Annotated in this window: 24 protein-coding genes and 2 pseudogenes; 15 read left to right on the forward strand and 11 right to left on the reverse strand. The window is 55.2% G+C overall.

Annotated elements, in window-relative coordinates; translation table 11 throughout:
• Positions 1-351 precede the first annotated feature (351 nt).
• Positions 352-882, reverse strand: a complete 531-nt coding sequence (locus ABDX87_RS03100; RefSeq protein WP_346831540.1) for a hypothetical protein — start codon at positions 880-882, stop codon at positions 352-354.
• Between the two features lie 368 nt (positions 883-1,250).
• A complete protein-coding gene (locus ABDX87_RS03105; RefSeq protein WP_346831541.1) occupies positions 1,251-1,730 on the reverse strand; it encodes a GNAT family N-acetyltransferase in 480 nt (159 codons plus the stop codon).
• A 417-nt stretch (positions 1,731-2,147) separates the two neighbouring features.
• Between ABDX87_RS03105 and ABDX87_RS03110 the strand changes: the two genes are divergently transcribed.
• Together ABDX87_RS03110 and ABDX87_RS03115 are read left to right on the forward strand one after the other, a co-directional pair.
• On the forward strand, positions 2,148-2,564 hold the full coding sequence (locus ABDX87_RS03110) for a glycine zipper domain-containing protein (RefSeq protein ID WP_346831542.1): 417 nt from the start codon (positions 2,148-2,150) through the stop codon (positions 2,562-2,564).
• 215 nt (positions 2,565-2,779) lie between these two features.
• Entirely contained in the window at positions 2,780-3,151 is a 372-nt protein-coding gene (locus tag ABDX87_RS03115; RefSeq protein ID WP_346831543.1) for a hypothetical protein, read from the forward strand.
• Positions 3,152-3,723: 572 nt separating this feature from the next.
• Here the strand turns inward: ABDX87_RS03115 and ABDX87_RS03120 are convergent.
• The 4 genes from ABDX87_RS03120 to ABDX87_RS03135 form a co-directional block, all read right to left on the reverse strand.
• Complete coding sequence (locus ABDX87_RS03120; RefSeq protein ID WP_346831544.1) at positions 3,724-6,129, reverse strand: xanthine dehydrogenase family protein molybdopterin-binding subunit; 2,406 nt, start codon at positions 6,127-6,129, stop codon at positions 3,724-3,726.
• The gene (locus ABDX87_RS03125; protein ID WP_346831545.1) at positions 6,129-7,121 is read right to left on the reverse strand and encodes an FAD binding domain-containing protein; all 993 of its coding nucleotides are present in this window, start codon (positions 7,119-7,121) and stop codon (positions 6,129-6,131) included. The genes ABDX87_RS03120 and ABDX87_RS03125 overlap by 1 nt, the downstream gene beginning before the upstream one ends.
• On the reverse strand, positions 7,108-7,608 hold the full coding sequence (locus ABDX87_RS03130) for a (2Fe-2S)-binding protein (RefSeq protein WP_346831546.1): 501 nt from the start codon (positions 7,606-7,608) through the stop codon (positions 7,108-7,110). Before ABDX87_RS03130 ends, ABDX87_RS03125 begins: the two co-directional genes overlap by 14 nt.
• A gap of 180 nt (positions 7,609-7,788) precedes the next feature.
• Positions 7,789-8,721 carry an AraC family transcriptional regulator gene (locus ABDX87_RS03135; RefSeq protein ID WP_346831547.1) on the reverse strand — a complete coding sequence of 311 codons (933 nt, stop codon included), beginning with the start codon at positions 8,719-8,721 and terminating at the stop codon, positions 7,789-7,791.
• Positions 8,722-9,049: 328 nt separating this feature from the next.
• Between ABDX87_RS03135 and ABDX87_RS03140 the strand changes: the two genes are divergently transcribed.
• From ABDX87_RS03140 to ABDX87_RS03150, 3 genes are read left to right on the forward strand one after another with little or no spacing between them, the layout of a single operon-like run.
• A complete protein-coding gene (locus ABDX87_RS03140) occupies positions 9,050-9,886 on the forward strand; it encodes an oxidoreductase (protein WP_346831548.1) in 837 nt (278 codons plus the stop codon).
• Between the two features lie 21 nt (positions 9,887-9,907).
• The gene (locus ABDX87_RS03145) at positions 9,908-11,038 is read left to right on the forward strand and encodes an alkene reductase (protein ID WP_346831549.1); all 1,131 of its coding nucleotides are present in this window, start codon (positions 9,908-9,910) and stop codon (positions 11,036-11,038) included.
• Positions 11,039-11,084: 46 nt separating this feature from the next.
• Positions 11,085-11,858, forward strand: a complete 774-nt coding sequence (locus ABDX87_RS03150; RefSeq protein WP_346831550.1) for an SDR family oxidoreductase — start codon at positions 11,085-11,087, stop codon at positions 11,856-11,858.
• A gap of 310 nt (positions 11,859-12,168) precedes the next feature.
• On the opposite strand, the gene ABDX87_RS03155 is transcribed toward ABDX87_RS03150, so the two are convergent.
• Positions 12,169-13,428 (reverse strand): IclR family transcriptional regulator, encoded by a 1,260-nt coding sequence (locus tag ABDX87_RS03155; RefSeq protein WP_346831551.1) that lies wholly within the window; start codon positions 13,426-13,428, stop codon positions 12,169-12,171.
• 90 nt (positions 13,429-13,518) lie between these two features.
• Positions 13,519-13,671, reverse strand: a pseudogene (locus ABDX87_RS29095) (hypothetical protein); the annotation flags it as partial.
• A gap of 170 nt (positions 13,672-13,841) precedes the next feature.
• Here ABDX87_RS29095 and ABDX87_RS03160 point away from each other — a divergent pair.
• From ABDX87_RS03160 to ABDX87_RS03195, 8 genes are all read left to right on the forward strand, one after another.
• Positions 13,842-15,188, forward strand: coding sequence for an MFS transporter (locus ABDX87_RS03160; protein WP_346831552.1), 1,347 nt, complete (start codon positions 13,842-13,844; stop codon positions 15,186-15,188).
• Positions 15,189-15,198: 10 nt separating this feature from the next.
• Positions 15,199-16,173: a hydroxyacid dehydrogenase gene (locus ABDX87_RS03165; protein WP_346831553.1), complete on the forward strand. Its 975-nt coding sequence runs from the start codon at positions 15,199-15,201 to the stop codon at positions 16,171-16,173.
• Positions 16,174-16,203: 30 nt separating this feature from the next.
• The gene (locus tag ABDX87_RS03170) at positions 16,204-16,842 is read left to right on the forward strand and encodes an RraA family protein (protein WP_346831554.1); all 639 of its coding nucleotides are present in this window, start codon (positions 16,204-16,206) and stop codon (positions 16,840-16,842) included.
• 138 nt (positions 16,843-16,980) lie between these two features.
• Positions 16,981-18,279, forward strand: coding sequence for an MFS transporter (locus tag ABDX87_RS03175; RefSeq protein WP_346831555.1), 1,299 nt, complete (start codon positions 16,981-16,983; stop codon positions 18,277-18,279).
• On the forward strand, positions 18,248-19,192 hold the full coding sequence (locus ABDX87_RS03180) for an SMP-30/gluconolactonase/LRE family protein (RefSeq protein WP_346831556.1): 945 nt from the start codon (positions 18,248-18,250) through the stop codon (positions 19,190-19,192). The genes ABDX87_RS03175 and ABDX87_RS03180 overlap by 32 nt, the downstream gene beginning before the upstream one ends.
• A gap of 10 nt (positions 19,193-19,202) precedes the next feature.
• Entirely contained in the window at positions 19,203-20,162 is a 960-nt protein-coding gene (locus ABDX87_RS03185) for an AEC family transporter (protein ID WP_346831557.1), read from the forward strand.
• 505 nt (positions 20,163-20,667) lie between these two features.
• The gene (locus ABDX87_RS03190; protein ID WP_346831558.1) at positions 20,668-20,922 is read left to right on the forward strand and encodes a hypothetical protein; all 255 of its coding nucleotides are present in this window, start codon (positions 20,668-20,670) and stop codon (positions 20,920-20,922) included.
• 112 nt (positions 20,923-21,034) lie between these two features.
• Positions 21,035-21,823 (forward strand): nucleotidyltransferase domain-containing protein, encoded by a 789-nt coding sequence (locus ABDX87_RS03195; protein WP_010457953.1) that lies wholly within the window; start codon positions 21,035-21,037, stop codon positions 21,821-21,823.
• 132 nt (positions 21,824-21,955) lie between these two features.
• On the opposite strand, the gene ABDX87_RS03200 is transcribed toward ABDX87_RS03195, so the two are convergent.
• Entirely contained in the window at positions 21,956-22,438 is a 483-nt protein-coding gene (locus ABDX87_RS03200) for a GNAT family N-acetyltransferase (RefSeq protein WP_346831559.1), read from the reverse strand.
• 186 nt (positions 22,439-22,624) lie between these two features.
• On the opposite strand from ABDX87_RS03200, the gene ABDX87_RS03205 reads away from it, so the two are divergent.
• Complete coding sequence (locus ABDX87_RS03205; RefSeq protein ID WP_346831560.1) at positions 22,625-23,065, forward strand: GNAT family N-acetyltransferase; 441 nt, start codon at positions 22,625-22,627, stop codon at positions 23,063-23,065.
• Between the two features lie 13 nt (positions 23,066-23,078).
• Positions 23,079-23,294 (forward strand): annotated as a pseudogene (locus ABDX87_RS03210) (nucleotidyltransferase family protein); the annotation flags it as partial.
• Positions 23,295-23,394: 100 nt separating this feature from the next.
• Here the strand turns inward: ABDX87_RS03210 and ABDX87_RS03215 are convergent.
• Together ABDX87_RS03215 and ABDX87_RS03220 are read right to left on the reverse strand one after the other, a co-directional pair.
• Positions 23,395-24,534: a glutathione-independent formaldehyde dehydrogenase gene (locus tag ABDX87_RS03215; RefSeq protein ID WP_346831561.1), complete on the reverse strand. Its 1,140-nt coding sequence runs from the start codon at positions 24,532-24,534 to the stop codon at positions 23,395-23,397.
• A 447-nt stretch (positions 24,535-24,981) separates the two neighbouring features.
• The gene (locus tag ABDX87_RS03220) at positions 24,982-26,001 is read right to left on the reverse strand and encodes a zinc-binding alcohol dehydrogenase family protein (RefSeq protein ID WP_192067732.1); all 1,020 of its coding nucleotides are present in this window, start codon (positions 25,999-26,001) and stop codon (positions 24,982-24,984) included.
• Positions 26,002-26,003 lie beyond the last annotated feature (2 nt).

The following is a 26,003-nucleotide window of genomic DNA, read 5'->3' on the forward strand; positions in this document are numbered from 1 at the left end:
TATGGGGGCTAATCTTAGGCTGGCGTGCTATCGATTTGCCGGGCGCTGCAGACAGGAAAACTATACCAGCGCTCCTGTACCTGGGAATTGTTCGCTTGAGAGATGTTCAGAAGACAGCGAGGCTTTCTGGGGCGAGCCAGCACACGTCTAATCCCCCAGCTTGATTTATGTGAAGATGCCGGAGCTAAAACCATATGCAATAAACGCCTCGCTCCGGGCATCAGCAAAATCGCCGCAGAGAGACGATTCTGACCGGCAGCTTTGGGTCGAAAGCGGACATGCGAGCCACCGAAATGAACCCGAAACCGACAAGATCAACTATTCCGGCGGGATTGAGGGCGATCTGAATGCTCACTCCTTGATACTGAAGCGCTCAATCATCTCTAACGACGCGGCCTTGAGTTTTTCCCGATCATCCAGTAATGCAGCAGCAAAACGCACGGTTACTAGCGCGGGGACTCGATCAAGGAAGTAACTCAGCTTGCATGTATCTGTGGCCCTTGGGTTATCAGGGTAATACCGGCATTCCACCAATTCTATAGAGGGGCCAGTCGCCGGTTTCCAATATAATTTGAAGGGGCCTCTTCCGTACACAGGATCGATACCATCCAAGCCGGTAAATCCATTCGACACCAGCGCCGATACCGGCCCCAGATGCTCCATCTCGCCAGTATATCTAGCAACAGTCGCATCGAAGGTGTGTGTTCCCGAAACCACAGAAAGGAGAGTAACGGTGACAGCAATGTGCTTTTTGTTCGGATCGTTGTGTTGATTGAAACCAGTGGCTGGCGACAGTGAAGGGTAATAAAACTCTAGTGTCACCGTCTGGATTTTTCTCTCGCATTTTGCAGGGTCTTGCCGTGGCTGGTTTTTTGCCCACACATCACCTACTCGCTCCATGGGAAAGTAAAGGTAGCCGCTGGGTACCGAGAAAGTGAGGCTACCAAGCGTGCCACAGGTATCCCCTGTGCCGAAGCCGCTACGGCCCACGAGGAACAGAGTATAAATAGCAGCCGACCGACCGTCATTCGATCATTCCCTGACCAGTACTGTAGTTGACCGATTCCGATGCCTGCCGGGCATGTGCTTCGCCGCAATCAGTTTGAATTCATGAGTGTGCTTTGCCGTTGGTGCCGCCGATTCCACAAATTGCATGCTGGCTCTACTAATTGGCACCGGCGATCCCTGCTACGAGAGTACGTGCTTCAGCTAACCCCGAGCGGCAACTATCGGCCAGGAGCAGCCGCTCGCTAAAGCGATTTTCGGTAGACGACAAAACCAGATTTTTCAGCGACCTTGTCGTACAAGCGCATAGCGGTAGTATTGGACTCGTGCGTTTGCCAGTAGACCCGGCCTATCTCCTGCTGTTTGGCATAGGCGTAAACTTCCTCAATTAGCAAGCGAGCTACGCCCTTGCCTCTGGCGCTTTCCGCTGTGAAAACGTCTTGCAAATAGCAGCTCGGTTGCAGCTGGATTGTGCTGCGATGAAATAAGCAGTGTGCCAACCCAATCAATCGGTTTGCTCGTTCGGCAACAAAAGCATGCATTGGCTCGTAGGCATCAAAAAAGCGCAGCCAAGTTGTATGTGTGACTTCGTCCGGTAACGCAGTGTTTCCAACCCGCCCGTAAAAAGCGTTGTAGCCGTCCCACAGCACCTTCCAGGCCTCGAAGTCAGCAGGGTTTGCCTTGCGGATTATCACCTGATCGTCACCGGCATCACACATCTGCATAAAATCTCCCCTTTGCATTCTCAGCGTCCCACAAAGTCTATCGGGTTTCTGCGAAAGGGCTTTGGCTGGAGGCAGTTTTGGGTCGACATAGGCCGCTGCTCACGGAGCATGATGGTCAAACCCGATGCAAACGGGTGGTCAAGTCTGTGCAATTACCCAGATGATTGCGAAACTCTCCGAGGATGCAGATCGGCTGGCTCCCAAGAGATTTGAACGCACGACAAGAAAACTTACCGGAGAGCCGGAATAGTGGGCACTATGGCGTGATCTCTCGAAAGCATCGAAGCTGCCCCCGAGCAGCTACACTTCACAATGACATACGATCCCCCTAGCGCCTAAGCCGAAAGTCCGGCTAAGCGCCGGTTTTTTCTTAATTCGTTCCCCCCCAACGCCACTTCACTTATCAAGGTTGAAATCATGCGAATTACTCTGCCCATATTAGTTTTAGGGTTTCTTGCCACTCAAGGTGCAATGGCTGCCGGCGATGGCACGGCTGCCGTTGGTGGGGGTATTGGCGGCGCGCTTGGTAATGTCATCGGCCAGCAGATGGGCGGAAGTACAGGCGCAGCTGTAGGAGCGGGTGTGGGGGGTGCGGCTGGCGGCGCTTTAGGCGCTGGGAAAGGTAACAAGACTGAGGCCGCAATTGGCGGCGGGCTGGGCTCGGCTGGCGGATCGATAATCGGCAACCAGTTAGGCGGAGCAACCGGTTCGACGGTTGGCGCAGGCCTGGGCGGGGCTGCTGGCGGCGCAGTGGGTAATAACGTAGGCAATAGTGACGGCGGTGGTCGATCTCACGGAAAGCGACACGGTCACAAAAAGAATAAACACGATTGAGATTCAGGGTGTTTATTCCCGAACTCTAGTGCTCGTGCGAAATTGCACTCCACCTGACCATCCGCTTGCATTTGACCTGACCAGTCATTTGCATCGGATTTGACCAGCACCCTGCGTGGCCATGACTGGGAGAGAACGGCCCGAGGCGGACTGTGGACAGCTTCCCGTTCAGCCCCATACGCCGTTTGGTCTGAATGCAATTTTCTGAGGGGGTCATGATGCTGGTAGTTGCCATTGATCGAGACAGCGTCCACCCGGGAGACGATCTGATCAGCCATGCTAACTCAGTCAAGCTCGATCCGGTTGCAACACTGCGTATAGCGTTAGAAGCCATACAGGCCATGCACTACCTTTCCAGCATCAGTGGGGATGAGGCTACCTGGATTATCTGCGCGTCAGGCCAACCAATTGGAGTTATCGCACAGCAATGGGCGGCGCCCAAACTAGTGGTACCCATCGAGAGTCTGGTAACGCAGTTTTTTGGAGGAGACGAACCTGTCCTTTTCTTTAAATACTGGTGCCAGACAGATCCTCACGTTGTTTTTTCACGCATCGAAGCAGGAGAGGTGTTGCCTTCCCGATATTAGCGTTCCCAGTTGAAGAGGCAGCCGGGTGTCCGCTTTGGGTCGATTGTGTTGAAAAAGTCGGTCCTTCCAGACTGCCCGCGTACTGACTGCTGAAAACGCTGTTTTTGCGCGCAGCTACGCAAAATCTGAGCCCGCAATCTTCTGCTCAAAGTAAAGATTTCAATCTCAAGCGCGTACTTTTCTGCCGTGGAAACCATGGCCTACTTTTTCAACAGAATCGGTCGATAGCGGTCGCTCGTGCGCAGAGGCCTTCGTAGCGGAGAAAACCACGCTGGCTTGAGATTCAGGATTTGCGAAGGGGCACAGATACTGGGGAGATAGGCAGACTCAATACCTATCGGCTGCATACTCTTATCGAGTTCAAAACTGCCGACGCATCCCTAGCCGGGTAGCTATGCATTCACGACATCGACATTTTGAGTGGCAAGCTAAAGGGTGAGCGATGAAACGAATGTTGTCATCGACGACGCCGCAGACCAATGCGCACCGGGATGTCTTAACGGCTTTAAACAAACTTACGACAGCGGTGAGCGAGCTACCAGTGGCGCCGTGGCAGCGATGTAGCACGCTGCTCAGCTATCTACCAGCAGCTTATCCATGGTAATGGGGAGGTCACGAACACGCTTGCCGGTGGCGTGGTAGACAGCATTGTTGATAGCCGCTGCCACGCCGACTATTCCCAGTTCGCCCACCGCTTTACCGCCCAGAGCAGTAGCCTGCAGGTCTGGTACGCCCACTGAAATCGTCGTTATTTCAGGCACATCGGCGTTCACCGCAACCAGATAGTCGGCGAGACTTGCGCTGACAACTCGACCCGTCCGGGGATCGAAAACACCATCCTCCAGAAGAGCCTGTCCTAGCCCCATAATCATGCCCCCCATCCACTGACTTCTTGCAAGTGTCGGGTTAAAAACCTTACCACTGTCGAATGCGCCGACCATGCGCCGTACTCGGACGGTACCGAAATCCTCGTCTACCCGGACCTCGACGAATTGAGCGCTCCATGCGTGAGCCGATAATCCGCCCATGGTCGGAGCGACCATTTGCTTAAAGGTTCGACCTGCCTGAAAACGATCTTGCGCGGTGGCGTTCTCACCGAAGGTATCGCCACTCGCCTCTACGGTCTCACGGCCGGAGAGGGTCATCAGCGCGACAAGGTCGAGCCCGCTTGCTGGCCTGCGCTTGAGACGTATCTGGCCGTCCCGGATAACCAGGTCCTCGATCCTTGTGTGCAGGAGCGGTGATTGATTCGCCTCGGTGGCCAGTCTCAGCAAAGCGCTCTTCAGATTCAGTGCGGCCTTGTGCACAGCCCCCACCAGGACATTCGCCAGCTGCGAGCCTCCCGCTAAAGGGGCGAGCGGCAAGCTGGTATCTCCCAATAGAACAGTAACGCGATCGGTCGATACGTCGAAGACTTGCGCAACGGTTTGCGCCAGGATGGTGTAGGTTCCGGTGCCCATATCGATCCCGGCACTGCGAACTATCCATTGTCCATCCTGGCGGAATGTAAGCTGGGCCTGGCCAGGCGTTCGGCGTACCGGGTAGGTTCCTGAAGCCATCCCCCAGCCGATCAGCTCACGCCCCTCACGCATCGAGCGAGGCTGGTGGGACCGCCTTGCCCAGCCAAAGGCCTGCGCCCCGGCAGCGTAGGCTTCCTTAAGGCGGCGAGTGGTCCATGGCGCGTTGGCCTGATGATCGAATTCTGCATAGTTCTTCAGTCGCAGCTCGAGGGGATCCATGCCCAGCGCATAAGCCAGCTCGTCCATCGCGGTTTCAAGCGCATAGGCGCTGGGATTCTCTCCAGGTGCACGCAGCCATCCGGGATTTACGGTATGCACCCGCCGAAGGGAATGTGTCGACGAAAAGTTGGGCACCGCATACATCAGGGGCGTGACTGCATTGCAAGGTTCCTGATGTATATCCTCCATGGCCGTCTCATTCCAGCTGGTGTGACTGATCGCCAATAGCGTTCCGTCCTCCCTGGCGCCGATGGACAGAGCCTGTCGGGTCTTGGGGCGTCCCCCGTAACCTGTGAACGTCTGTTGACGCGTCAGCGAGGTCTTGATGGGGCGCCCTAATGCTCGCGCAGCTGCACAGGTAATGGCGACATGTGGATGTGGAGACACCTTGCTCCCGAAGCCACCCCCGATGAAAGGCGATAAGACGTGAACGTTGTCCACATCGATGCCCATCCATTCAGCGATCACCCCGCCTGCCCCGCCGACCCACTGACTGGGCTCCCATACCGTCAATTCGTCCCCATCCCACGCCGCGATGCAGGCGTGCAATTCGATCGGAACGTTGTATTCCCTCGGTGTGGTATACACCCCGTCTACACGCACCTGCGCTGTCTTCATAGCTTGCGCGGCATCCCCCCAGCTAACGTTCAGTTCTTCAACCGGCAGCTCGGGTGAATCATCAGCTTGCGCCTGTAGAGTCGGTGTGAACGCCTCATACTCGACCTGAATCAGATGTGCTGCCTCGGTGGCCTGCTCCAAGGTTTCAGCTACGACGAAGCCGATATGCTGGCCATTCCAGAGCACGCGGTCGTCCTGCAGCGGAAGGAAATTTTCCGTTGCTGCTCCCCCTTTGCTGTAAACCAGTGCCGGCAAGATTTTTGGTGCGTTGAGGTGGGAGTACACCGCAAGTACCCCGGGCGCCGCCATGGCCTCTTTCACGACCATCCGGGTGATTCGGCCTGAAGCGATCGTGGATTGCACGAGAACGCCGAAAGCCAAACCCTCGACGTGGTGTTCAATGGCGTAGGGGGCTAGCCCTGTTACCTTCAGCTTCCCGTCCACCCGCTGCACTGGAGCGCCCAAGCCCGCTTTTTCCATCGGTGCGTTGGCCGATGCAGAACTCGGTGCGGTTGGAGCGTCACTGGCAGCGACCTGGGCTGGCAACACGCCTGCGGCGGCACCGACAGCCATGGCTTGAAGCATCTCGCGGCGGGTGAGATCAAGATTAATCGGGTCCATTAGGCAGATCTCCTGGCTTGGAGCAAGGCTCGCGTCACGACACGGGGGATAAGGGCAATTTTATATGCATTGTGCTCGTAGACCTGAGCACCATCGGTTGCGCGCATAGCTGCTTGCCTGATGACCGGTTCAGTGAAGTGCTGCCCAATCAGCGAAGTTTCGACGTCGCGTAATCGCCAGGGCTTGGTTGCCACCCCGCCTAGCGCAATCCGTACTTCTTTGATCGTCTGACCGTCGTTCTCCAGTTCCACGCCTGCGGCTGCACTGGCCGCCGCAAACTCATAAGAGGCGCGGTCGCGGACTTTTAAATAGTGAGAGCTCTGAAGCGCAGGAGTGACGGGAATTTCGATGGCGGTAATGACCTCTCCGGCTCTGAGGTCGTTTTCAACATCAGGTGTGCCGCCGGGTGCTCTGAAAAAATCTTCTGCCCGAACGACCCGAAGCTGCTGACCCTGGATATGAATCTGTCCGTCGAAGGCCGCTAACGCGACGGCAAAGTCGCCTGGGTAAACGGCAATGCATGATTCGCTGGTGCCCAGTACCGCGTGATTGCGATTGATGCCACGCAGTGCCGCACACCCGCTGCCGGGGCTGCGTTTGTTGCACTGCGCATTGCCAGTAGCATCTCGGAAATACGAACAACGTGTCTTCTGCAGCACGTTACCGCCAAGCGTCGCCATATTCCGGATCTGCGCGGAGGCCGCCCGCCAGAGACTTTCGGAGATGGCGGGTGCGAGACGCATTATTTCCGGGTGATCGGCCACTGCGCTCATCCTGGCGAGGCTGCCGATAAGCATCCGCGAGGAATCAACGTAAATTTGATCGAGGCCGTTGATTCTAGTGAGATCCAAGAGTGTTGCAGGTCGCTCAACGCCACACTTCATGAGATCGACCAGATTCGTCCCCCCACCCAGCAGTCGAGTGCCGGGTTGGCCTGCGAGGCGAACGGACTCGGCAATGTCCGATGCACGCTGGTACTCAAAGCGTCTCATGTTCGATCCCCTTGGCCAGCGATCCTGCCGCGTCTTTGATCGCCTCGAGAATGTTTGCATACGCTCCGCAGCGACAAATATTGCCGCTCATGTATTCGCGAATGTCGCTGTCAGAACCCGCATGCCCCTCACGAATACACGCCACTGCGGACATGATTTGGCCCGGCGTGCAGTAGCCGCACTGAAAGGCATCGTGTCTGACGAAAGCAGCCTGCACGACGTGCAGCTCATCAGCATTGCGAGACAGGCCCTCAATCGTAACCACCGGTAGGCCCTCCGCCTGCGCGGCCAGTGTCAAACAGCTCAGGATGCGTGCACCGTTCACATGGACCGTACAAGCGCCACATTGGCCGTGATCGCAACCTTTTTTGGTGCCAGTCAGCCCTAGATGCTCACGCAGTGCATCAAGTAATGTGGTACGGGGATCAATAGCCAATGCACGATCCAATCCGTTGATATGCAGCGTAATGGTTTCGACGTTTTTCATTCCCAAGCCCGACGTACTTGAGCCTTGGTTAGCGCTGGCTCCTGTCCAGACTATAGGGGCGACAACGAGTACCTTGAGAGCCTGTTTCTCTTCGATGATTGCCTATTACTCTTGTGCGCAATAAGCCATGAACAGCGCCTTGGCAACAGGCTGAGCCAATCCGGACAAATTGCCCGGCGGCTATGACATATCCATGATTGACCGCATGTCTCGAATCGGGGGCTGGCCAAATTGTCGGCGGTACTCACGACTGAACTGGGTACTGCTCTCGTAACCCACTCTGAATGCAACGGTGGATGCATCTGCCTGTTCTGCCAGTAAAAGCCGCCTGGCTTCATGCAAACGCAGCTGTTTCTGATATTGCAGGGGACTCATCGATGTCATCGCCCGAAAATGATGATGAAACGTTGAAACGCCCATGCCTGCTTTTCCCGCCAGGTCTTCTACTTTAATGGGAAGAGTGAAATTGTCTTTAAGCCAATTGATAGCTTTCGCGATACGGTTACTTTGCGTACCTGTCAAAACTGTCTGGCGCAACCTCGCGCCCATGGGGCCGACCAGCAGTCGATAAATGATCTCTCGCTGCAGGATTCCCCATAAATAAGCGGGGTTACCCGAGTAGTCGCACAGATCCAGGGTTTTGGAGACCAACTCCAACATTTCGTTTGTGGCTGGCCCGGTCGCCATCCCGGAATCTGAACAGATCTCTCCATAGTTGTTCAGCTCCAGATCGGCTAACACTTCGCGCGCGATATCAAGGTTGAGCTTTATCAACACCGACACATAAGGATCATCTTCCGTGGCTCCCAAGACTTCGGTCGTTGTAGGCAAGTTCATGGACGTCAGCAAAAACCTTGAGGCGTCATAGTGAAAAACCGAATCGCCCAGCTTAATTCGTTTCGCACCTTGGAGAATAACCGCAAAACTGGGCTCATAAAAGTAACCGGTTGGCGGTAAAGGCTGATCCCGAAAGTGCAGCCCGACGCCCGGTAATAATTCGGCGTCGGAAGAGTGTTTCGCAATAAGCCCCAAAACTCTTTTTGCCAAAGAACTCCGGATCGGAGATGTGAGACGCAAGAGATTCAAATCCGCTTCACTCATTTCGTGTTTCATGAATTCCTCACTTTACTGAAGCGCTGAAGGAGCTTGAGCTTAGCCCAAAGCCGCGGCCGACCAGATAATCGGGCATCCCATGCGAAAGGTCCACCGCTTGCATCTAAGAGCTTTTACCCGTCGGTAGGATAGCTCAATCGCAGCACACCTGTCGGCCTCGATCCTCGGTAACTGCATCGCAAGAGGATCGGGCAATCAAAAGGAAGGATTCGGCTAACCCTCGTATCGCTTCCCGAAATATTATGAAATAACTGTATCGCATAAATAATTCGTTGATTCTAACGACGCCATCTAATTAGTGAGAAATGGATATATGTAGGAGGTGTAAATGAGGACTTGGCTAATCACCGGCGCAAACCGTGGCCTGGGCTATGAAATGGCAAAGTCAGCGCTGCTCCAGGGCGACCAAGTAATAGCGACCGCTCGAAATATGAAACATCTTCATGAAAAGTTTGAAATGTTTCACCCACGTGTACTCACCCTTTCTCTAGATGTGACTGACAGTACATCGATCTCTTTGGCTATCGACGCAGGTGTGAAGCGGTTCGGACGAATCGACATATTGGTCAATAACGCAGGGTTCGGGCAACTGGGTCCATTCGAACAGATTTCGGAACAGGCCGTAGAGCGGCAGTTCCAGACCAACGTGTTTGGTGTCTTCGCTGTGACCCGTGCGGTGCTGCCTATCATGCGCAGCCAGCGCAGCGGACACATTATCTCCATTACTTCTCTGGCCGGGCTGAAAGGAATGGGCGGATCGTCAATCTACTGCGCGTCCAAGTTTGCCGTAGAGGGTTGGTCTGAGGCGCTTAGGGAAGAGGTTGAACACTTCGGCATCAAAGTAAGCCTGGTCGAACCTGGACAGTTCAGAACCGATTTTCTTGATAAAACTTCTGTTCAGTATGCAGACACGTGGATGGACGAATATGCCGATTACGCACAGGCCCAGCGTAGTCGTCTTGACGCCGTCAGCCATCAACAATTGGGGCATCCCGAGAAACTCGGAGCGGCTGTCCTGGCCTTGGTCGATGCCAAATCCCCGCCCACCCGTTTGCCATTGGGCTCTGATGCCTACGCGGTGCTGATCAAGCGTTCGGAGCAGCAACGTCTAGAGGCACAGGCGTGGCGCGAACTGTCGCTCTCGACCGATTTTCCATCCAGCTGATACTCAAAAGCGAGCCAACAAATGAGCGCTTTATTCTCTGAATTCAACTTGTCCGGCCTGGTCCTGCCCAATCGCATCATCATGCCGCCCCTCACCCGATCCCGCGGTCCTGAGGACGCAGCTACCGAACAGGTTGCGCTGTATTACACACAGCGTGCCACCGCCGGGTTAATCATTGCTGAAGGTTCGCCGATTTCCAATGAGGGCCAAGGATACCTGTTCAACCCAGGCATCTTTACGCCTGAACAGATCGCCGGTTGGCGGTTGGTCACCGACTCGGTTCACAGCGTGGGCGGGCGGATGTTCCTCCAGATCTGGCACGTAGGACGTATTTCGCACACTTCCATTCAACACGAAGGGCGTGCACCGGTAAGTTCCACCCATCAGATCGCTGAGGGCTCCATGGCGTTTGGCCGTGATGAAGAAGGAAACGTGGCGTTCTTGCAATCTTCAGCTCCCCGCGCGCTTGAAACGGACGAAGTATCCCGCGTCGTTTCAGATTTCGCCCAAGCGGCCAGAAATGCCATTGAAGCGGGGTTCGACGGCATAGAGCTGCATGCTGCCAATGGCTACCTGTTCGATCAGTTTATGAACCCGCTTATCAACGATCGGACCGACAAGTATTCGGCGCAGACCATGGAAGGCCGCCTGAGATTCACTCTGGAAGTGGTTGATGCAGTCGCGCAGACCATCGGCGCCGAACGTGTGGGTATCCGGCTGACACCTTACGGCGTTATCAATTCGGTGCCGCTCTTCGATGAAACTGCCGAGACATATATTGCGTTGGGCAAGGCTTTAGAAGAGAAAAAAATCGCCTACATCCACGTGATGGATCAGACCGGCTTCTTCAACACTCCTGAAGGCCAGAAGCCAACCAGTGAAGCCATCCATGACATCCTTTGGCAATGGCGAAAAGTTGCACCAAATGTCGCACTCATGCTTGATGGCGGATTGACTAAGGCCCGTGCCGAACAAATGATCAGTGATGGTCTCATCGATCTGGCAGGGTTCGGTCAACCGTACATTGCCAATCCCGATCTGGTCGAAAGACTGCGCTTTGATCGCCCACTTGCTCAAGCAGACAGACCAACCTACTACACCGGCGGAGCCAAGGGTTACATCGACTATCCGCCCTATCGCCTCGGGCGTTGAGTCTGAATGATCCCTCTTTAACCGACTAAATCATCAGGACCATAAAATGCCTCGTTATCTGGAAATGCAAGACAAAGTCGCTCTGGTTACAGGAGCTGGGTCTGGGATCGGCCAAGCGGTCGCGCTGGCGTTCGCGAAACAAGGCGCCCGTGTTGTCGTTTCCGATGTTAATACTCAAGCAGGAGAACAGACTGTCAGCCTAATTACTGAGTTGGGAGGGGAAGCGATTTTCATCAAAACTGACGTCAGTGATGACACTCAGGTCGGTCATCTGGTCGCACACTCTGTGGCCAAATACGGTCGAATTGACTACGCACTCAACAATGCCGGCGTGACTCAGAACTCACAGAAACTCGCCGAGCAGCCTGTCGAGACCTACGACAAAATATTCGATGTAAGCGTCAGAGGGATGTGGCTATGCATGCGCCACGAAATCGATCAGATGCTCAAACAGGGCGGCGGCGCGATCGTGAACATGGGCTCCATGTCGAGCGTCGTCGGTATCCCAGGACTTTCGACGTATTCAAGCTCAAAGCATGCAGTGCTCGGGCTCACCCGAGGCGCAGCGTTGGACTACGCCAAGCAAGGGATACGCGTGAATGCAGTAGGCCCTGGCACGATTGATACGCCCATGATTCAGCGATTTATCGAATTGGCCGGTAGCGAAGACGTCATGGCACCGATCCGAGCAGCGCATCCCATAGGACGTACAGGACGTCCCGAGGAAGTCGCTGATGCAGTTCTATGGCTCTGCTCTGACGCGTCTTCGTTCGTAGTAGGCCATATGCTCATGGTTGATGGCGGATATTCAGTCCAGTGACAAATGTCGAGGCGGCCATGGCGATTAATCCGTCGTCGTGGCCGGCTTCTAGTTTGAGTCATCACTATAACGATTCACTCAAGCAAACCATGGCGCTAACCGTAGGCCATACCAAATATCAAATTCAGCAAAAGGTAGCTGTCGGCCAGAAGCTGCCTGTCGTAATCGATTCAATCAGCCAGAGGCGGACTCGCCCCACCATCCTTCTGTACTTTTATGCTCGATTATGATGACGAGGCTGGTGTGGCTCGCTCGTGAAAAAAGGGAGCAACTTGGGAGCCTGAGCATGCTTGGCAGCGCGGTCTACCGGCTACTGTGAAACGCCTAATGATAAAAGCCGCCCGATCTTTCTGGTCGCTTCCTGCATCAAAAGAGTAAGACGAGGCAGGTCACGCTCATCTTTGCGATATTGGGGGATCGTCGCGGAAATTGAGCCACGGATTTTGCCATCAATAAAGAACGGTACCGCCAAACCAAAAGCGCCGAGAACACGCTCCCCTGCCCCGGTCGCCCAGCCACGCTCAGCGATCACTTGAAGGTCAGCCTTGAGCTCGATACGGTCGGTAATCGTTGCCTCAGTCAGCTTGATCAGCTCAATGGATTCAATCGTCTCCTGGTCACAGAACGCGAGCACCGCTTTGCCTGCCGCACCTGCATAAAGTGGCACATCCGTATTCACCGAGAGCTGGTACTGAATGGGCCGCCACCCCTGAATCACGTCTAAAAATTCAGCGCGTTTGAGCTCCTCATCGAATGACAGAATGGCGATGGTCTCACCGGTTTCCTGAACAAGACTTTGAACCGTAGGGCGCGTCAGGTCTGCAATGTTTTCTCGAAAACCCAGCCTGGATGCCCACTGAAAAAGCTTTGGGCCGGGATACAACATTGAGCCTATTAAAACCACTACCCCAGACTGTATTCCGGACTGCACTAGACGCTTAGCGGTAGCTGCATTGCACAACAACTGATCGTGCAAACCGACGGTATTTTTCACACCTTGAGGCAGGGCACAAGCGATGAGCAGAAGCCGTTCAAGGCGCGAGGCCGTGGACTTCGTATCTTCGAGCGAGACAATAGGCTGGGACACTTCTCGTTTGCACAAAGTCTCGTCAATCATCTTTACGAGCTCGTCAGAAAAACTCAACACACCATCATTGAATAGCTCTGCATTATGCGTTGGCTTGCCATCGGCTGAATGGACAGAAATGGCAATCACTAGACCGCTCTGTAGTCTTCGGACAACTACAGACAGCGGCTCTGGGAATTCATACTCAGATGAGTCGGAGACGTTCAGCGGCCCAGATTGAATCAGCTCTTCCATTCCCAAGAATGCTGCTAGCTGCCCTCCGATTCCTCCAAACGACAACGGATGCATAGCCCCCAACTCGGGCCGGAAGGTCAGCGAGGCCTTAGGTTCACTGCATGCCGCAACAAAATATCCGCCGGCTCCCGGGCTGTAGATCGACAACAGCGCAGTGGCATTAGTGGAGTCTGCCAACTCAGCAAGCCTCGCACTGCAAATCTGCAGCAACACGCTTCTCGCAATCAGCGCGTTGGTCAGAACACTCACCCTGGGGCCTACGATGTACTTCCCGGCACCCGCCTCGAGGGCAAAACCTTGCTCGACGAGTGTGAGCAATATCCGATTAATGGTGCTTCGACTCTCCCCCAGCTTGGCGGCTAGCTCTCGGACGCCCCAGGGCTCTGCGCTGGCCCTCAATACAAGCGCATCTATCACCTCAATCAGCCTTGTGTGACTGGACGCAATTGAATTGGGCTGTGAGCGTTGATTTACGGGGGTTTCTTGAGCCATCGGAAGACTAAATTGAAATGCAGGGTCTCCATTCTGCGGGTTAACCAAGTCCCGCCGCAATGACGCTCGGCAGTTGACAACCTCCTCGCCCTTCTAGATTCTAGAAAAAACAAAAGCAGGACACTGTCCCATTTTTTGAAATGGCAAGTGTTCGACTACCTGGAGAGGCCATGAATAACAATAACGTTATGGCGGAGCCCGCCGTGCTGCCGACAAAAACCAAGGAGCAGGTATCGAAGGCCAAGAAGGCTACGCGAGCGGCTGTGTTCGGAACCTTCGTCGAGTACTACGATTTCAGCGTGTATGGTTACGTCGCCGCCACGCTCGCGATGGTGTTCTTCCCATCTGACGATCCCACCATCGGATTGCTGAATACGTTTCTGGTGTTTGGCTCGGCGTTCCTTGTTCGCCCGCTGGGAGCGATAGGCTTTGGGTGGCTTGGCGACAAAGTCGGTCGGCGTGCCAGCCTTATCGCCAGCATCACTTTGATGGGCGCGGCGGCGACCTTGATCGGACTGCTACCGGGTTACGCAGTCATTGGCGTTTGGGCGCCCATCCTGTTGGTAGCGCTGAGGATGCTCCAAGGGTTCTCGGCTGGCGGCGAGATTGGCGGTGCTGCCAGCTACATCCGCGAGTGGGCACCGCCCAGTCGGCGCTCCTTGTATATTTCTTTCCTGCCCTCCATCGCCCAGCTCGGGAAAGGCCTGGCCGCAGCATTCGCTGGCTTGGCGGCAGCAACCCTGACCGATCCTCAGATGTTCGAATGGGGTTGGCGTATACCGTTCCTTTTGGCGCTTCCCCTCGGCATCATCGGCCTGTGGATGCGTCTGAGCATCGAGGACAGTCCTGAGTTCGAATCGAAGAAAGACGACACCGCCGTCAAGAAAGGGCAACCTTTTGCCGAGTTGATCAGCACCTATCCTCGTGCGCTTTTTAAGGTGATCTTGATTTCGCTAGTGCAGAACATTGGTACCTACATCGGAACTGTTTTTATCGCCGCTTACTTCAGCTCCATCCTGGGTTACACCAAGGGGCAAGCTTCGACAATTGTTCTGATCGCAGTGATCCTGGCTGCCTTTTTAATTCCGCTGGCTGGCCAGCTCGGCTCTTATCGTGGCGCCAAGTCGGTATTGCGCCTCTCCTACCTCGCTTACGCCGTGCTTTCAGTTCCTTCTTTCATGCTAATGCAGCAGGGGTCGGTCAATCTCGCAATCGCGGGTTTGGCGCTTGGCATGATCCCGTACGCACTTTGCCAAGCAGGTACTTACTCGGTAATGCCTGAGTTCTTCCCTATGCACATCCGCCACACGGGTGTCGCGTTCGGCCATAGCGTGGGAGCGGTTATTGGCGGCGGTGCCGGCCCTTACTTTGCCACGTGGCTCATCGGCGCCACGGGTAACCAATACGCCCCCGCCTACATCTTGTGTGTTGCCGGCCTCATTGGGCTGATCGTCATTTCGACCGTTCGCAAGAACGCCCCAACTGACCAAGACACCACCACACATCAATATTCCTGAGATGCCGATCATGCCTTTGATTTACGTTACAAGCCCCGTTCATAAAGACGTACTGACTCAGCTCGCCACGGTCGGAGAGGTTCGTCTTGGCTATGGCCCCAACGCTGTTTCGTACGAAGAAGTTCAAAAGCAGGTCGATGCTGTGTTCCTTCGCGGAGGGCACATCTCTGCCGAAATGATTGCAGGCTCACCCAAACTTCAGATCGTTGCACGTCATGGTGCAGGTTATGACAACGTCGACTTCCAGGCAGCAGCTGAATACGGCGTGTGGGTGACCAACACGCCTGGCGCCAACAGAAGAAGTGTCGTGGAACACGTGTTCGCATTGCTTCTGAGCCTGGGTCGCAAACTTCAGATGGCATCAGATCAGACTCGAAACAGTGTCTGGGCTGAGGATCGCCTGTCGCTGACCGGCATCGAACTGGAAGGTCGCACGATTGGACTGATTGGGTTCGGTGACATCGGCCAACATGTTGCACCCGTTGCAGAAGCCTTCGGCATGAAGGTATTGGCGACCGATCCGGCCTACGACTCGAGCTTCGACAAGCGCTTGGTCAGCCTGGAAACCCTTCTCGCAAACTCTGACGTCGTGAGCCTCCACGTCCCACTTCTACCTGGAACCCGTCAGCTTATCGGTGGCGCGGAACTGGAGAAGATGAAGGACGGCGCCATCCTGATCAACACCAGCCGTGGCGGTGTCATGGACGAGACAGCGGTCGCCGCTGCTCTCCAATCGGGAAAACTTGGAGGTGCGGGCGTGGACGTTCTGGACGCTGAGAACATCGACATGATCCACCCGTTCAAACATAACACATTCCCTGTTTCCGACCTTCCAAACCTGATCGTCACGCCGCACGTAGCAGGGCAGACAAACGAGTCGCTCCTGCGTGTAGGGATAAGTGCTGTCGAAGCCATCGCTGCGGTACTCCGAGGCGAAGCTCCTCAACACCCAGTGAACAAGCCAGTCGCCAAATCATTCCATTAAATCACCCGCTCACTATCATCAGAGGTCACCATGTTTATCAATGCATCAGATGAAAACATCGCAGTGAGCGATAACTGGGAACGCGCTCCCCTCAATCTGATTGAAGACATTTCGCACTACCCTGTTGCTCTGATCGGCGACGTTCTTCAACGCTTGGGAATGATGGCGTCGGCCATCCACCATGTCGCCGGCAAGCCATCCTTTTTCGGGACTGTGCTACCGATTCTTACCTGGGAGGGGGATAACCTCGCGATCCATCGCGCACTGGATGATGCTCAGCCGGGAGATGTTCTGGTCATCAATGCCAACGGTGAAACCAACCGCGCTGTTTTTGGTGATCTGCTTGGCGAAGTTTGCCTGGCACGCAAGGTGGCGGCAGTCGTCATCGACGGCGCAGTCCGGGACGTCCAGGAACTCGACACCATGGGTCTGCCCGTATACGCGCGGGCGGTGAATCCAGCGGGCCCATCCAAATACGGCCCAGGTCAGGTGGGTGCGCCGGTCGCTTGCGGAAATGTCGTATGCAATGCCGGCGATGCCATCGTGGGAGATCGCGACGGCATCATTGTGATCAGCCGGCACGTCCTGCCAACCTTGGCGGAAAAGCTGAAAATCCAGGACGGCATCGAGAGCTCGTTTCGGGAGCGTGTGAGAGCGACCATCCGCTAACGAGCAGTCCAAAGCGAAGCCATTAATGGCTTCGCTTGTGACAACACTTTCGAGAGGTCGCCAGCTCGAATTTTGGGAGGCCCGCCCCCCCGCCTCACCGCAAACCGCCCTAAAACACAACAATATGGGAGTTTGACCATGCGTAAGCGCTACGTAGTTTATGGTCTGCTATTCTCGCTGACCGCGATCAACTACATCGACCGGATGGCTCTCGCCATCGCGTCTCACCAAATCACCGCAGAATTCGACATCAGCCCCTTTATGCTGGGTTTGCTGCTCTCATCGTTCCTGTGGCTTTACCTGTTTGCCCTCATCCCAATGGGCATGCTGGTCGACCGTTTCGGAACACGTTTGGTAAATGCATGGGGCATCGGCGTCTGGTCAGTCGCAACCTTACTGTCCGCAGCATCGGGGGGCTTTTTGTCGATGCTGATTACGCGTTTGTTGATGGGCGTCGGGGAGTCGACTTCCTACCCCGCAGGCGGACGGGTTCTCAGAGAGTGGGTGCCTGCGCGCGAGCGCGGCATGGCAACGTCACTGTTTCACGCAGGTAGCTTGATTGGCCCCGCCATAGCGGCACTGGGCTTGAGCATCATCGTCAACAGCTATGGATGGCGGTGGTCGTTCGTCCTGGCTGCAGCGATAGGCTTTGTCTGGCTCACTGCCTGGCTAGTCTGGTTCAGACAACCTGAGAGGGCTTCATGGTTATCGGAGGAAGAGCGATCCCTTATCCTCAGCACTCGTGATACCGCCACAGTCGCCCAGATCCCTGACGTACCGAGACTGGGTCTAAAAGCTCTGCTTCGTTCCAAAACATTGTGGGCCATCACGTTTACACACGGCTGCGCCGTTTACACGACCTACCTCTTCCTCACCTGGCTACCGAGCTACCTGCAGGCAGAGAAAGGCCTGACACTGTTAAAGAGCGGCCTCTACACGGCCATTCCTTATCTGGGTGCAGCCTTGCTGGGAATAGTCATCGGTACGCTCGGTGACCGGATCATGGCGGGAAAATCGTTGGGGGATGGACAACGCAGGGTCGTCGTTGCGGCTTGCCTGCTGATGTCCACGCTGATTTTTTTCGTGCCCTTCCTCGACGACATTCGCCTCATTCTTGCAGTCTTTACCCTGTCACTCACGGGCTGTACTGCTGCCGTAGCGGCCAATCTTTCGCTGATCAACGACCTTATTCCCTCGAAAGAAGACTCGGGAACAGCGATTGCTGTGATCAGTACCGGCGGCAATTTTTTCGGCATCTGCGCACCTATCGTCACTGGGTACGTGATCTCCATGACCAACCAATATCAATACGGATTTGTCATCGCTGGAGTTCTACTTGCGGTAGGCGCACTGGTATCGATGTTTCTTACCCGCAAGCCCATTGGCCAGGCGCAGGAGGTTCAAGATGTTCGAGTTGCCCACAGTACTCCACAGTGAAGTATTCGCAAGGTACCCACTCTCTCTTCAGAACGGGAGCGAGCATTCAAGCTGGAGCAAAGCGCAGCCGGGGAAGCACGTCTATAAGAGCTTCCTGGAAGGCCCATCCTTCGATAAAGCAGGCGTGCTTTGGTGCGTGGACATCGTCAACGGACGTCTGCTAAACGTTGATCGCACAGGGGGCTTCTCAGTGGCGGTTGAGTACGACGGCTGGCCAAACGGGCTCAAAATTCGGGAAGACGGTCTTGTCTTCATCGCTGATTACAAGCACGGGATCATGACCCACGAGCCGGGCTCTGGAAAGGTAGTGCCACTGCTTGAGCGTGCAGGCGTAGAGCGCTTCAAGGGCATCAACGACCTCTTCTTCGCGCGCAACGGAGACTTGTACTTCACCGATCAAGGGCTCACCGGATTGCAGGATCCGTCCGGGCGCGTATTTCGCCTGAAGCCAGGCGGGCGAATTGATTGCATCCTTGACGCAGTGCCGAGTCCTAATGGGCTTGTCATGAATCTGGACGAGGACGCGCTACTTTTGGCGGTCACCCGGGCGAATGCGGTCTGGCGCGTGCCACTGACAGAATATGGCGCTGCCAAGGTGGGGACGTTCATCCAACTGTCAGGAGGCGTAGGGCCTGACGGGTTGGCGCTTGATGCGCAGGGAGGTTTGTGGATCGCTCACGCCGGCCTCGGATCAGTCTGGGGGTTCAACGCTATCGGCGAGCCGCAGACACGGATCAAAGCTCAAGGTGGCTTGCTTACCACCAACCTGGCTTTCGCCTGCGACACAGGCAATGAGCTCTACCTGGTTGAGTCGGCCTCTGCCACGATACAGCGGGTGAGAAGCCCTGTAGCGGGGAAAGCAATGCAGTCGCACCGAATCTCCTCTGCCCACCGAGAGAAGTACTTAACCTGAGGTAATGCCGATGATGGGTTCGGTTTTCCAGGCACTGATCCCTGTAGTCACACTGATCGTACTGGGCTTTCTGATCGTTCGTCTCGGATGGCTCCGCGCAGAAGGGATGAGGGACATCTCGAACGTCGCGTTTCTGGTGTTAGCTCCGGCGTTGCTGTTCCGTAGCATGGCCACCGTACATCTCTCACAAATTGATTTCACGCCCGTAGCGGTCTACTTCTGCGCCATATGGGTGGTGTTTGCCATGGTGATGGTAAAGCATGGATTCAACAAGCGAGCCGCAGTCCTAGCCTTGTCTACAACGTTTTCAAACACCCTGATGATCGGCGTGCCCCTGGTGAGCATGGCCTACGGCCAAGAAGGTCTTGTCACCCTTTTCGCGCTGATGTCGGTGCACTCTCTCATCATGCTGACAATGGTCACCAGTATCGTAGAGTTCGCGGACGCTCGGGAGGCCAACTCCGGTTCGGCTTCTCCGGGAGAAGGTTTGCGGATTGCCAGGTTAGGCGTGACTCTTCTGAAGGCAACGAAAGCGACGCTACTTCACCCCGTTCCCCTGCCCATATTGCTCGGGCTGCTCTACTCAACTACAGGGCTGGCTCTCCCCTCCATTCTGGATCAGACACTCCAGCTGATCGGCAGCGCCTTCTCCCCCATCGCCTTGATGCTCGTAGGGGCGACGCTTGCGATTAATAGAGACCTCGGACATATCAGAACAGGTCTGTTGCTGGCTCTGACCAAAAACTGCATTCACCCTCTGGTAATGTTCGCGCTAGGCATGGTCGTGGGTTTAAAAGGCGTCGGCTTCAAAGTGATGATTTTGTCCGCTGCCTTACCCATCGGGGCCAATGTCTATCTCTACGCCACGCGCTACAAAGTCGCGGAGCAAGAGGTGACGGCCAGTATTGCGGCTTCGACGGTGCTTGCACTGGCCACATTGAGTGTCGTCATGTTGGGATTGCACATTTAGGACGATGACAGAAGAGGGGATTCTCCGAAAACTCCCGGAAGCGTCAGTTTATGTCCGTGACTGGCAGAAACCCGATTTTCAAGTTTCCTTTGCACGCAATCCCCTTCATGCCGGACAGCCAAGCCTCAGGTAACTGCAAGGGCACTGGGTTCCACACATATCCTGCTGCGCCACCCGACTGTCCGCTATGGGTCCTTTGCTGACCTCCTCGACCGACCGCTATGGGTCGGTAGCTGCCGCGAGTGGGTAAGACCCCGCTCAGGTATCAGCTGCGGACGGCGCACATCACCAAACTGACCACGCCCTCTGCACCACTGCGAGATCGAGTAAGAGCACTCCTCATGCCAGCTCATCCGAAGCGCTGCGCCGCTGCCCAGCCCAGAAACTCGGAGCGGCTAGATTACTCCCATTGGATGAACCGAGGACTTCAGGCTGCTACGCTCACAGGATGGATAATTTGTCATGGGCATGGCAATCAAATACCAAAGATAGCAGTGAATATTGGATGAAATGGATCAGAGCGTTCTCAATAGCGTCATCTGCGGTGGCGCTGGGCTATCTGATCTTGGTATCGATTGCCAGCCTGAAGCAGGGCTATGCCTGGGCGGAAATGGACTGGGATCAAAAAGGCCACACCACATTCGCAGACTTTCTGGCTGCAAGCGATATCGGAATGCGAGAAACTGATATAGACGGTATGCACTGCACGGAATTTTTTGCGTATAAGGACGGCCTTGCGATAAAAACTGTTTGTCCATAGCGACCCGTGGCGCGGCTAACGACAGGCAGCCATCGGCCAGAAGCGGACGCTGGACAGTCCACCGCGGGATGAGTAGCGTGCACTCGAAACATCGTCTAATTAGAGTTGGCTCATGGTTTCTATCGTTGTTCAAGAAGAGGTTCGAGACCGGCTACGTCGTGCTGAGAACGAGCATGACGTGAAAGTTCTTTTAGCTATTGAGTCTGGCAGTCGTGCCTGGGGATTTGCCTCTCCCAACAGCGACTACGACGCACGCTTCATCTACGTAAATAAACCCGAGTGGTATCTCTCTGTCGGCCTCGAGGAGCAACGCGACGTCATCGAGTATCCGATCATTGACGACATGGATATCAATGGCTGGGATCTACGTAAGGCACTCAGGCTATTTTGGAAGTCCAATCCCGGCTTTGTGGAGTGGATACAGTCGACCATCATTTACGAGCATGCTGGCTGTTTCCACGAGCGGGCAAAGGAGTTATTGCCGCAGGTGTATTCGGTGGAGAGTGGTATCTATCACTATCGCAGCATGGCCAAAACCAACTATAGGGGATATTTGCAGGCCCCTCAGGTACCGCTGAAAAAATACTTCTACGTTCTGCGCCCGCTGTTATCGGTGCGGTGGCTTGAGCAGTTTGGTACACCTGCCCCCATAGAGTTTGAGAAGCTGCGCGGTGTCATCGAGCGAGAGTCCGGGCTCCAGCAGGCCATTGATGAATTGCTTGCGATCAAGCGCGCGTCTCCGGAGATGGGGTTATCACCTCAGATCACTCCCATTCAACAATTCATTGAGCGTGAACTGAATCGACTTGAGTCCATTAAGCCGATACGCACCGAGCGCAAAGACGTTGAGCCATTACTTTCGGAACTGTTTCGAACTGTACTCAAAGAAACTTGGGGATGAGGTGCCCAATGGAATAAAGCGTTTGAAAGGCCGATGACGGATCGTCAAAGCAATGCGCACGCGTTCACTTTGACCGTCCGCTTTGGGTCGAAAGCAGTCAGACTGCACGCGAGTTGCCGTGTATTGACTAGATCAAAGTGGCATCCCCATCTCAAAAGCACGCGTCTCGAACCCCATCTCTTCATACAACCGAACAGCAGGGGCATTGAAAGTCCACACGGCTAATCTGATGTCTTTGGCACCTTGTTGAATTCCCCACTCCTGAACCAAATTCACCAGCTTTCGACCGATACCGTTGCCCCAAAAGCGCTCTGCCACACATACCGACCCAATTCGAACGAACTTAATCGGCTGCATGAGTGGACCACTGCCTGACGACAGGCTGGCAGTGATAAACCCCGCAGCTACCCCATCGACATGACCAATGAAGACCATCTGCCCCGGTTCCTCGAAGAAACTCATCCAGTGCGAAGCATCCCGAGAAAAATCCTGGGTGGCAGCGGTGTAGATATCTGGCCGTACCGCGTGGTGAATCGTGTTGAGCAACTGGCCCAACTCACAGATGGCAGGCACATCACTGATGTTTGCCTGGCGGCAATTGATCGACGTGCCCATTTTTCATGACGCTTCTGTTTGCGGTAACGCAATACCTCCGCTGTCACACAGAGGATCTGGCCCTGCCCTTTTCTCGACATCACATCCCTACGTTTACCGCAACCCCGCACTGCCCGGAGATTTCTCAGTCTGATTGGCGCTTCAATTGCTTGTAAGCGCGGCACCGAACAGAAAGGGAGATACACCATGCAAGAATGGATCACGAATGAACACGTAGACGCAAATACTCTGCAAGCAATCAAAAGTGGTGTGATCGATACAGGCCGTGAGTTGGCTCGAACGTATGGGGGCTACGCTCAACCTATTGCCTGTGCCCTTATCGAGCACTCGTCCTTGATCGGAGGCGTCACAGGTCGCACGGAGTTCAATCGTCTGTTCATAGACTTTCTATGGATCGCCCCCCAGTGGCGCCTCCGTGGTTTAGCAGCCGAAGCATTGCACAAGATAGAGGCACTCGCCGCACAACGAGGTTGCATAGACGCCATCATTGAAACCCTGGATGACGGCATCGCTCAGTGGTATCAACGAACGGGCTATTTGCCTATCGCGCAACTGCCTGGTTACTGCGGCCCTTGGAGCCGACATACATTGCTGAAATCACTCACTTCCCCGAAATCGTCGGTATAGAAGATCAATCAACATGACTGGCAATCTAAGTACCTTCTTAGAGCAACAACGCTGGTTGAGAGAGCATCTTGCGGACGATCCAGCGCGGATGCGAATTCTCAAGCATGTTCGCGCACTGAACGCCCCGGACTGCTGGGTGGCAGCAGGTTTCATACGAAGTCTGGTGTGGGACAAACGTCACCAGCGAGCCCATTCCCCACTGCCAGACGACATTGATGTCATCTGGTTCAAATCCTAATGCCCGCAAGCAATGAGCGGCAATGCGGTGCGCATCATCTGACACCTCCACAGTGCCACTAAATTGTCGGCTCAAGCCATGATGATCGCCATCACGCTGCCGGCTTCAGAATGACCTTCGTCCATCCCTCATCCCGCGCATCAAAATGCTTGTAAGCATCAGGCCCTTCAGCCAGTTTCAGGCTGTGGGAAATGATCTGCGAAGGTTTGGCGCGGTCGTGGTGAATCAGCTCCGCGAGCCGACGATTATAGGCCTTCACATTAGCTTGCCCGGTGCGAATCTGCTGACCCTTGAACCAGAACGCACCGAAGTCGAACGCCATCTTCCCTTCTTTGGCGAGTTCATTCTGTGCACCTGGATCCTGAGGCACGAACACCCCGACGACGCCAATACCACCAGTGGCCTTGGTCGAAGCCACCAAGTTGTTCATGGTCAGATGATTGGCTTCATGACCATGTTTGTCACAGCATTGATACCCAACACATTCACAGCCCCGGTCAGTACCTTTGCCGTGAGTCAGGTTGAGAATCTGGTCGACCGCGTCCTTTTCCAACGAGTTGATCGGCGTGGCACCCATCTGCGCCGCCAGCTTCAATCGATCCGGATGACTGTCAACTACGAACACCTGCGAAGCGCCTTTGATCATCGCGGCATGTGCAGCCATGAGTCCCACCGGCCCCGCGCCGTAGATAGCAATGCTTTCGCCCGGCATCAGGCCGGCCAGCTCCGTTGCATGCCAACCGGTAGGAAAAATGTCCGACAGCATCACGTAGTCGTTTTCTTTTTCCTGCGCATCTTCTGGCAGAACCAGACAGTTGAAGTCGGCATAGGGCACCCGGAGCAGCTCAGCCTGGCCGCCCTGATAAGAGCCCATGTCGGCAAAACCATAAGCAGCACCGGCAGTGCCGGGATTGGCCGTGAGGCAAAAGCCGGTCAATCCTTTTTCGCAGTTCTCGCAGAATCCGCAGCCGATGTTAAAAGGCAGGCAGACACGATCACCCACCTTGACGCGATCTACTCCGACCCCGACCTCAACGACTTCTCCGAGATTCTCGTGACCAAAGACTCGACCGGTTTCCATGGAGGTGCGGCCCTCGTACATATGCAGGTCGGAGCCGCAGATATTGGTGGTGGTAATGCGCACTACTGCGTCGGTAGGCTTTTCGATCTTAGCGTCGGGGACGTTTTGCACGCTGACGTCGCGTGGCCCGTTGTACACGATGGCTTTCATTGTATTCTCCCGTTCAAACTGAGTTGGATTCGTCTGCTACGAGATATTTGACTGGTCGGTGCCTCCCTTCGATCAAAGATCCAGTGACTACCGGACCGACGGCGATCCGGGCCACCGGCGATCACAAGCACTGAATCTACAGCGCCACGTTAAGTCAGAGCCTTTCATTTATAAGATATTTAAAATGTGCGATGGACCCACCCAAGGCCCATACGACTCTCTGGGCCAGCGCGAGGATACGATGTCCGCTTTGGGTCGAAAGCTGTCCGTGAGGAGGAGCCTATGGTTCTGGTGTGTTTGGTCTTTTATCGCGTTGCTTGAGGCCGATCGCGGCCCGGCAGTTTCGGGCTTCGGTGCTTTCCGTGCGTGTCCAAGCGCCTGAAGCAACACGGTTTGCGTGATGGGTACCTGGAGCTGGAGATTACCCAGTCGTTTCTGTGGTACCTCTTAGAAGCCCTCCAGAACGATCTTGCCTTTCGCCTTGCCGCTTTCCAGCAGAGCATGGGCACGACGAAGATTTTCTGCGCTGAGGCGTCCGTAGTTATCGCCAAGAGTGGTGCGCAAGAGACCCGAATCGACGTGCCGCGCAATTTCGTTGAGGATGTTGTGCTGCTCCTGCATGTCCTCGGTTTCGTAAAGCGAGCGGGTATACATCAGCTCCCAGTGCAGCGACAGGCTCTTACGCTTCAGCGGCACAGCGTCAAGCGTGGCCGGATCATCGATCAGGCCCAGCCTGCCCTGAGGCTTCAGTGATTCGATGATTTGCTCGTAGTGCCGATCAGTCTGGGTCAGGCTTGCGACATAGCTGACTTGTGCAATGCCAATGCGCTTGAGCTCTTCGCTGAGTGGCTTGGTATGGTCGATGACGTGATGCGCACCCAGCTCGGTGACCCAGGCCTGGGTTTCCGGGCGCGAAGCCGTGCCGATGATTGTTAGTCCGGTCAGTTGACGCGCCAACTGAGTCAGGATCGAACCCACCCCGCCCGCAGCGCCGACGATGAGCAGCGTTTCGCCCCGGTCGGTGGTATCACGTGCAACACCGAGGCGATCGAAGAGTAACTCCCAGGCGGTCAGGGAAGTCAGTGGCAATGCCGCAGCCTGGCTGAAATCCAGCGATTGGGGCATTGAACCGACGATACGCTCGTCCACCAGTTGCAGCTCACTGTTGCTTCCCGGGCGGATCAACGATCCGGCGTACCAGACCCTGTCACCAGGCTTGAACAGCGTCACGTCGCTGCCGACCGACTTGACCACGCCGGTAGCGTCCCATCCGAGGATACGGGGCTGGCTTTCGTCTTCGTGCGGTACGTAGCCCTGTCGCACCTTGGTATCGACAGGATTGACCGATACGGCCTTTACCTCTACGAGCAGGTCGCGCGGCTTCGGCACTGGCTCGGGTATATCGATCTCCACCAAGGCGTCGGGATGTTCGATAGGCAGGCATTTGAAGTGTGCAATGGCTTTCATTC

The sequence above is a fragment of the Pseudomonas abietaniphila genome (genome assembly GCF_039697315.1).
Taxonomy (GTDB): Bacteria; Pseudomonadota; Gammaproteobacteria; order Pseudomonadales; family Pseudomonadaceae; genus Aquipseudomonas; species Aquipseudomonas abietaniphila_B.

Excerpts from the sequence above, each read along its gene's own strand:
- ABDX87_RS03105 (WP_346831541.1), bottom strand. The coding sequence starts at position 1,730 with ATGCAGATGTGTGATGCCGGTGACGATCAGGTGATAATCCGCAAGGCA.
- ABDX87_RS03110 (WP_346831542.1), top strand. The coding sequence starts at position 2,148 with ATGCGAATTACTCTGCCCATATTAGTTTTAGGGTTTCTTGCCACTCAA.
- ABDX87_RS03115 (WP_346831543.1), top strand. The coding sequence starts at position 2,780 with ATGATGCTGGTAGTTGCCATTGATCGAGACAGCGTCCACCCGGGAGAC.
- ABDX87_RS03120 (WP_346831544.1), bottom strand. The coding sequence starts at position 6,129 with ATGGACCCGATTAATCTTGATCTCACCCGCCGCGAGATGCTTCAAGCC.
- ABDX87_RS03125 (WP_346831545.1), bottom strand. The coding sequence starts at position 7,121 with ATGAGACGCTTTGAGTACCAGCGTGCATCGGACATTGCCGAGTCCGTT.
- ABDX87_RS03130 (WP_346831546.1), bottom strand. The coding sequence starts at position 7,608 with ATGAAAAACGTCGAAACCATTACGCTGCATATCAACGGATTGGATCGT.
- ABDX87_RS03135 (WP_346831547.1), bottom strand. The coding sequence starts at position 8,721 with ATGAAACACGAAATGAGTGAAGCGGATTTGAATCTCTTGCGTCTCACA.
- ABDX87_RS03140 (WP_346831548.1), top strand. The coding sequence starts at position 9,050 with ATGAGGACTTGGCTAATCACCGGCGCAAACCGTGGCCTGGGCTATGAA.
- ABDX87_RS03145 (WP_346831549.1), top strand. The coding sequence starts at position 9,908 with ATGAGCGCTTTATTCTCTGAATTCAACTTGTCCGGCCTGGTCCTGCCC.
- ABDX87_RS03150 (WP_346831550.1), top strand. The coding sequence starts at position 11,085 with ATGCCTCGTTATCTGGAAATGCAAGACAAAGTCGCTCTGGTTACAGGA.
- ABDX87_RS03160 (WP_346831552.1), top strand. The coding sequence starts at position 13,842 with ATGAATAACAATAACGTTATGGCGGAGCCCGCCGTGCTGCCGACAAAA.
- ABDX87_RS03165 (WP_346831553.1), top strand. The coding sequence starts at position 15,199 with ATGCCTTTGATTTACGTTACAAGCCCCGTTCATAAAGACGTACTGACT.
- ABDX87_RS03170 (WP_346831554.1), top strand. The coding sequence starts at position 16,204 with ATGTTTATCAATGCATCAGATGAAAACATCGCAGTGAGCGATAACTGG.
- ABDX87_RS03175 (WP_346831555.1), top strand. The coding sequence starts at position 16,981 with ATGCGTAAGCGCTACGTAGTTTATGGTCTGCTATTCTCGCTGACCGCG.
- ABDX87_RS03180 (WP_346831556.1), top strand. The coding sequence starts at position 18,248 with ATGTTCGAGTTGCCCACAGTACTCCACAGTGAAGTATTCGCAAGGTAC.
- ABDX87_RS03185 (WP_346831557.1), top strand. The coding sequence starts at position 19,203 with ATGATGGGTTCGGTTTTCCAGGCACTGATCCCTGTAGTCACACTGATC.
- ABDX87_RS03190 (WP_346831558.1), top strand. The coding sequence starts at position 20,668 with ATGAAATGGATCAGAGCGTTCTCAATAGCGTCATCTGCGGTGGCGCTG.
- ABDX87_RS03195 (WP_010457953.1), top strand. The coding sequence starts at position 21,035 with ATGGTTTCTATCGTTGTTCAAGAAGAGGTTCGAGACCGGCTACGTCGT.
- ABDX87_RS03200 (WP_346831559.1), bottom strand. The coding sequence starts at position 22,438 with ATGGGCACGTCGATCAATTGCCGCCAGGCAAACATCAGTGATGTGCCT.
- ABDX87_RS03205 (WP_346831560.1), top strand. The coding sequence starts at position 22,625 with ATGCAAGAATGGATCACGAATGAACACGTAGACGCAAATACTCTGCAA.
- ABDX87_RS03215 (WP_346831561.1), bottom strand. The coding sequence starts at position 24,534 with ATGAAAGCCATCGTGTACAACGGGCCACGCGACGTCAGCGTGCAAAAC.
- ABDX87_RS03220 (WP_192067732.1), bottom strand. The coding sequence starts at position 26,001 with ATGAAAGCCATTGCACACTTCAAATGCCTGCCTATCGAACATCCCGAC.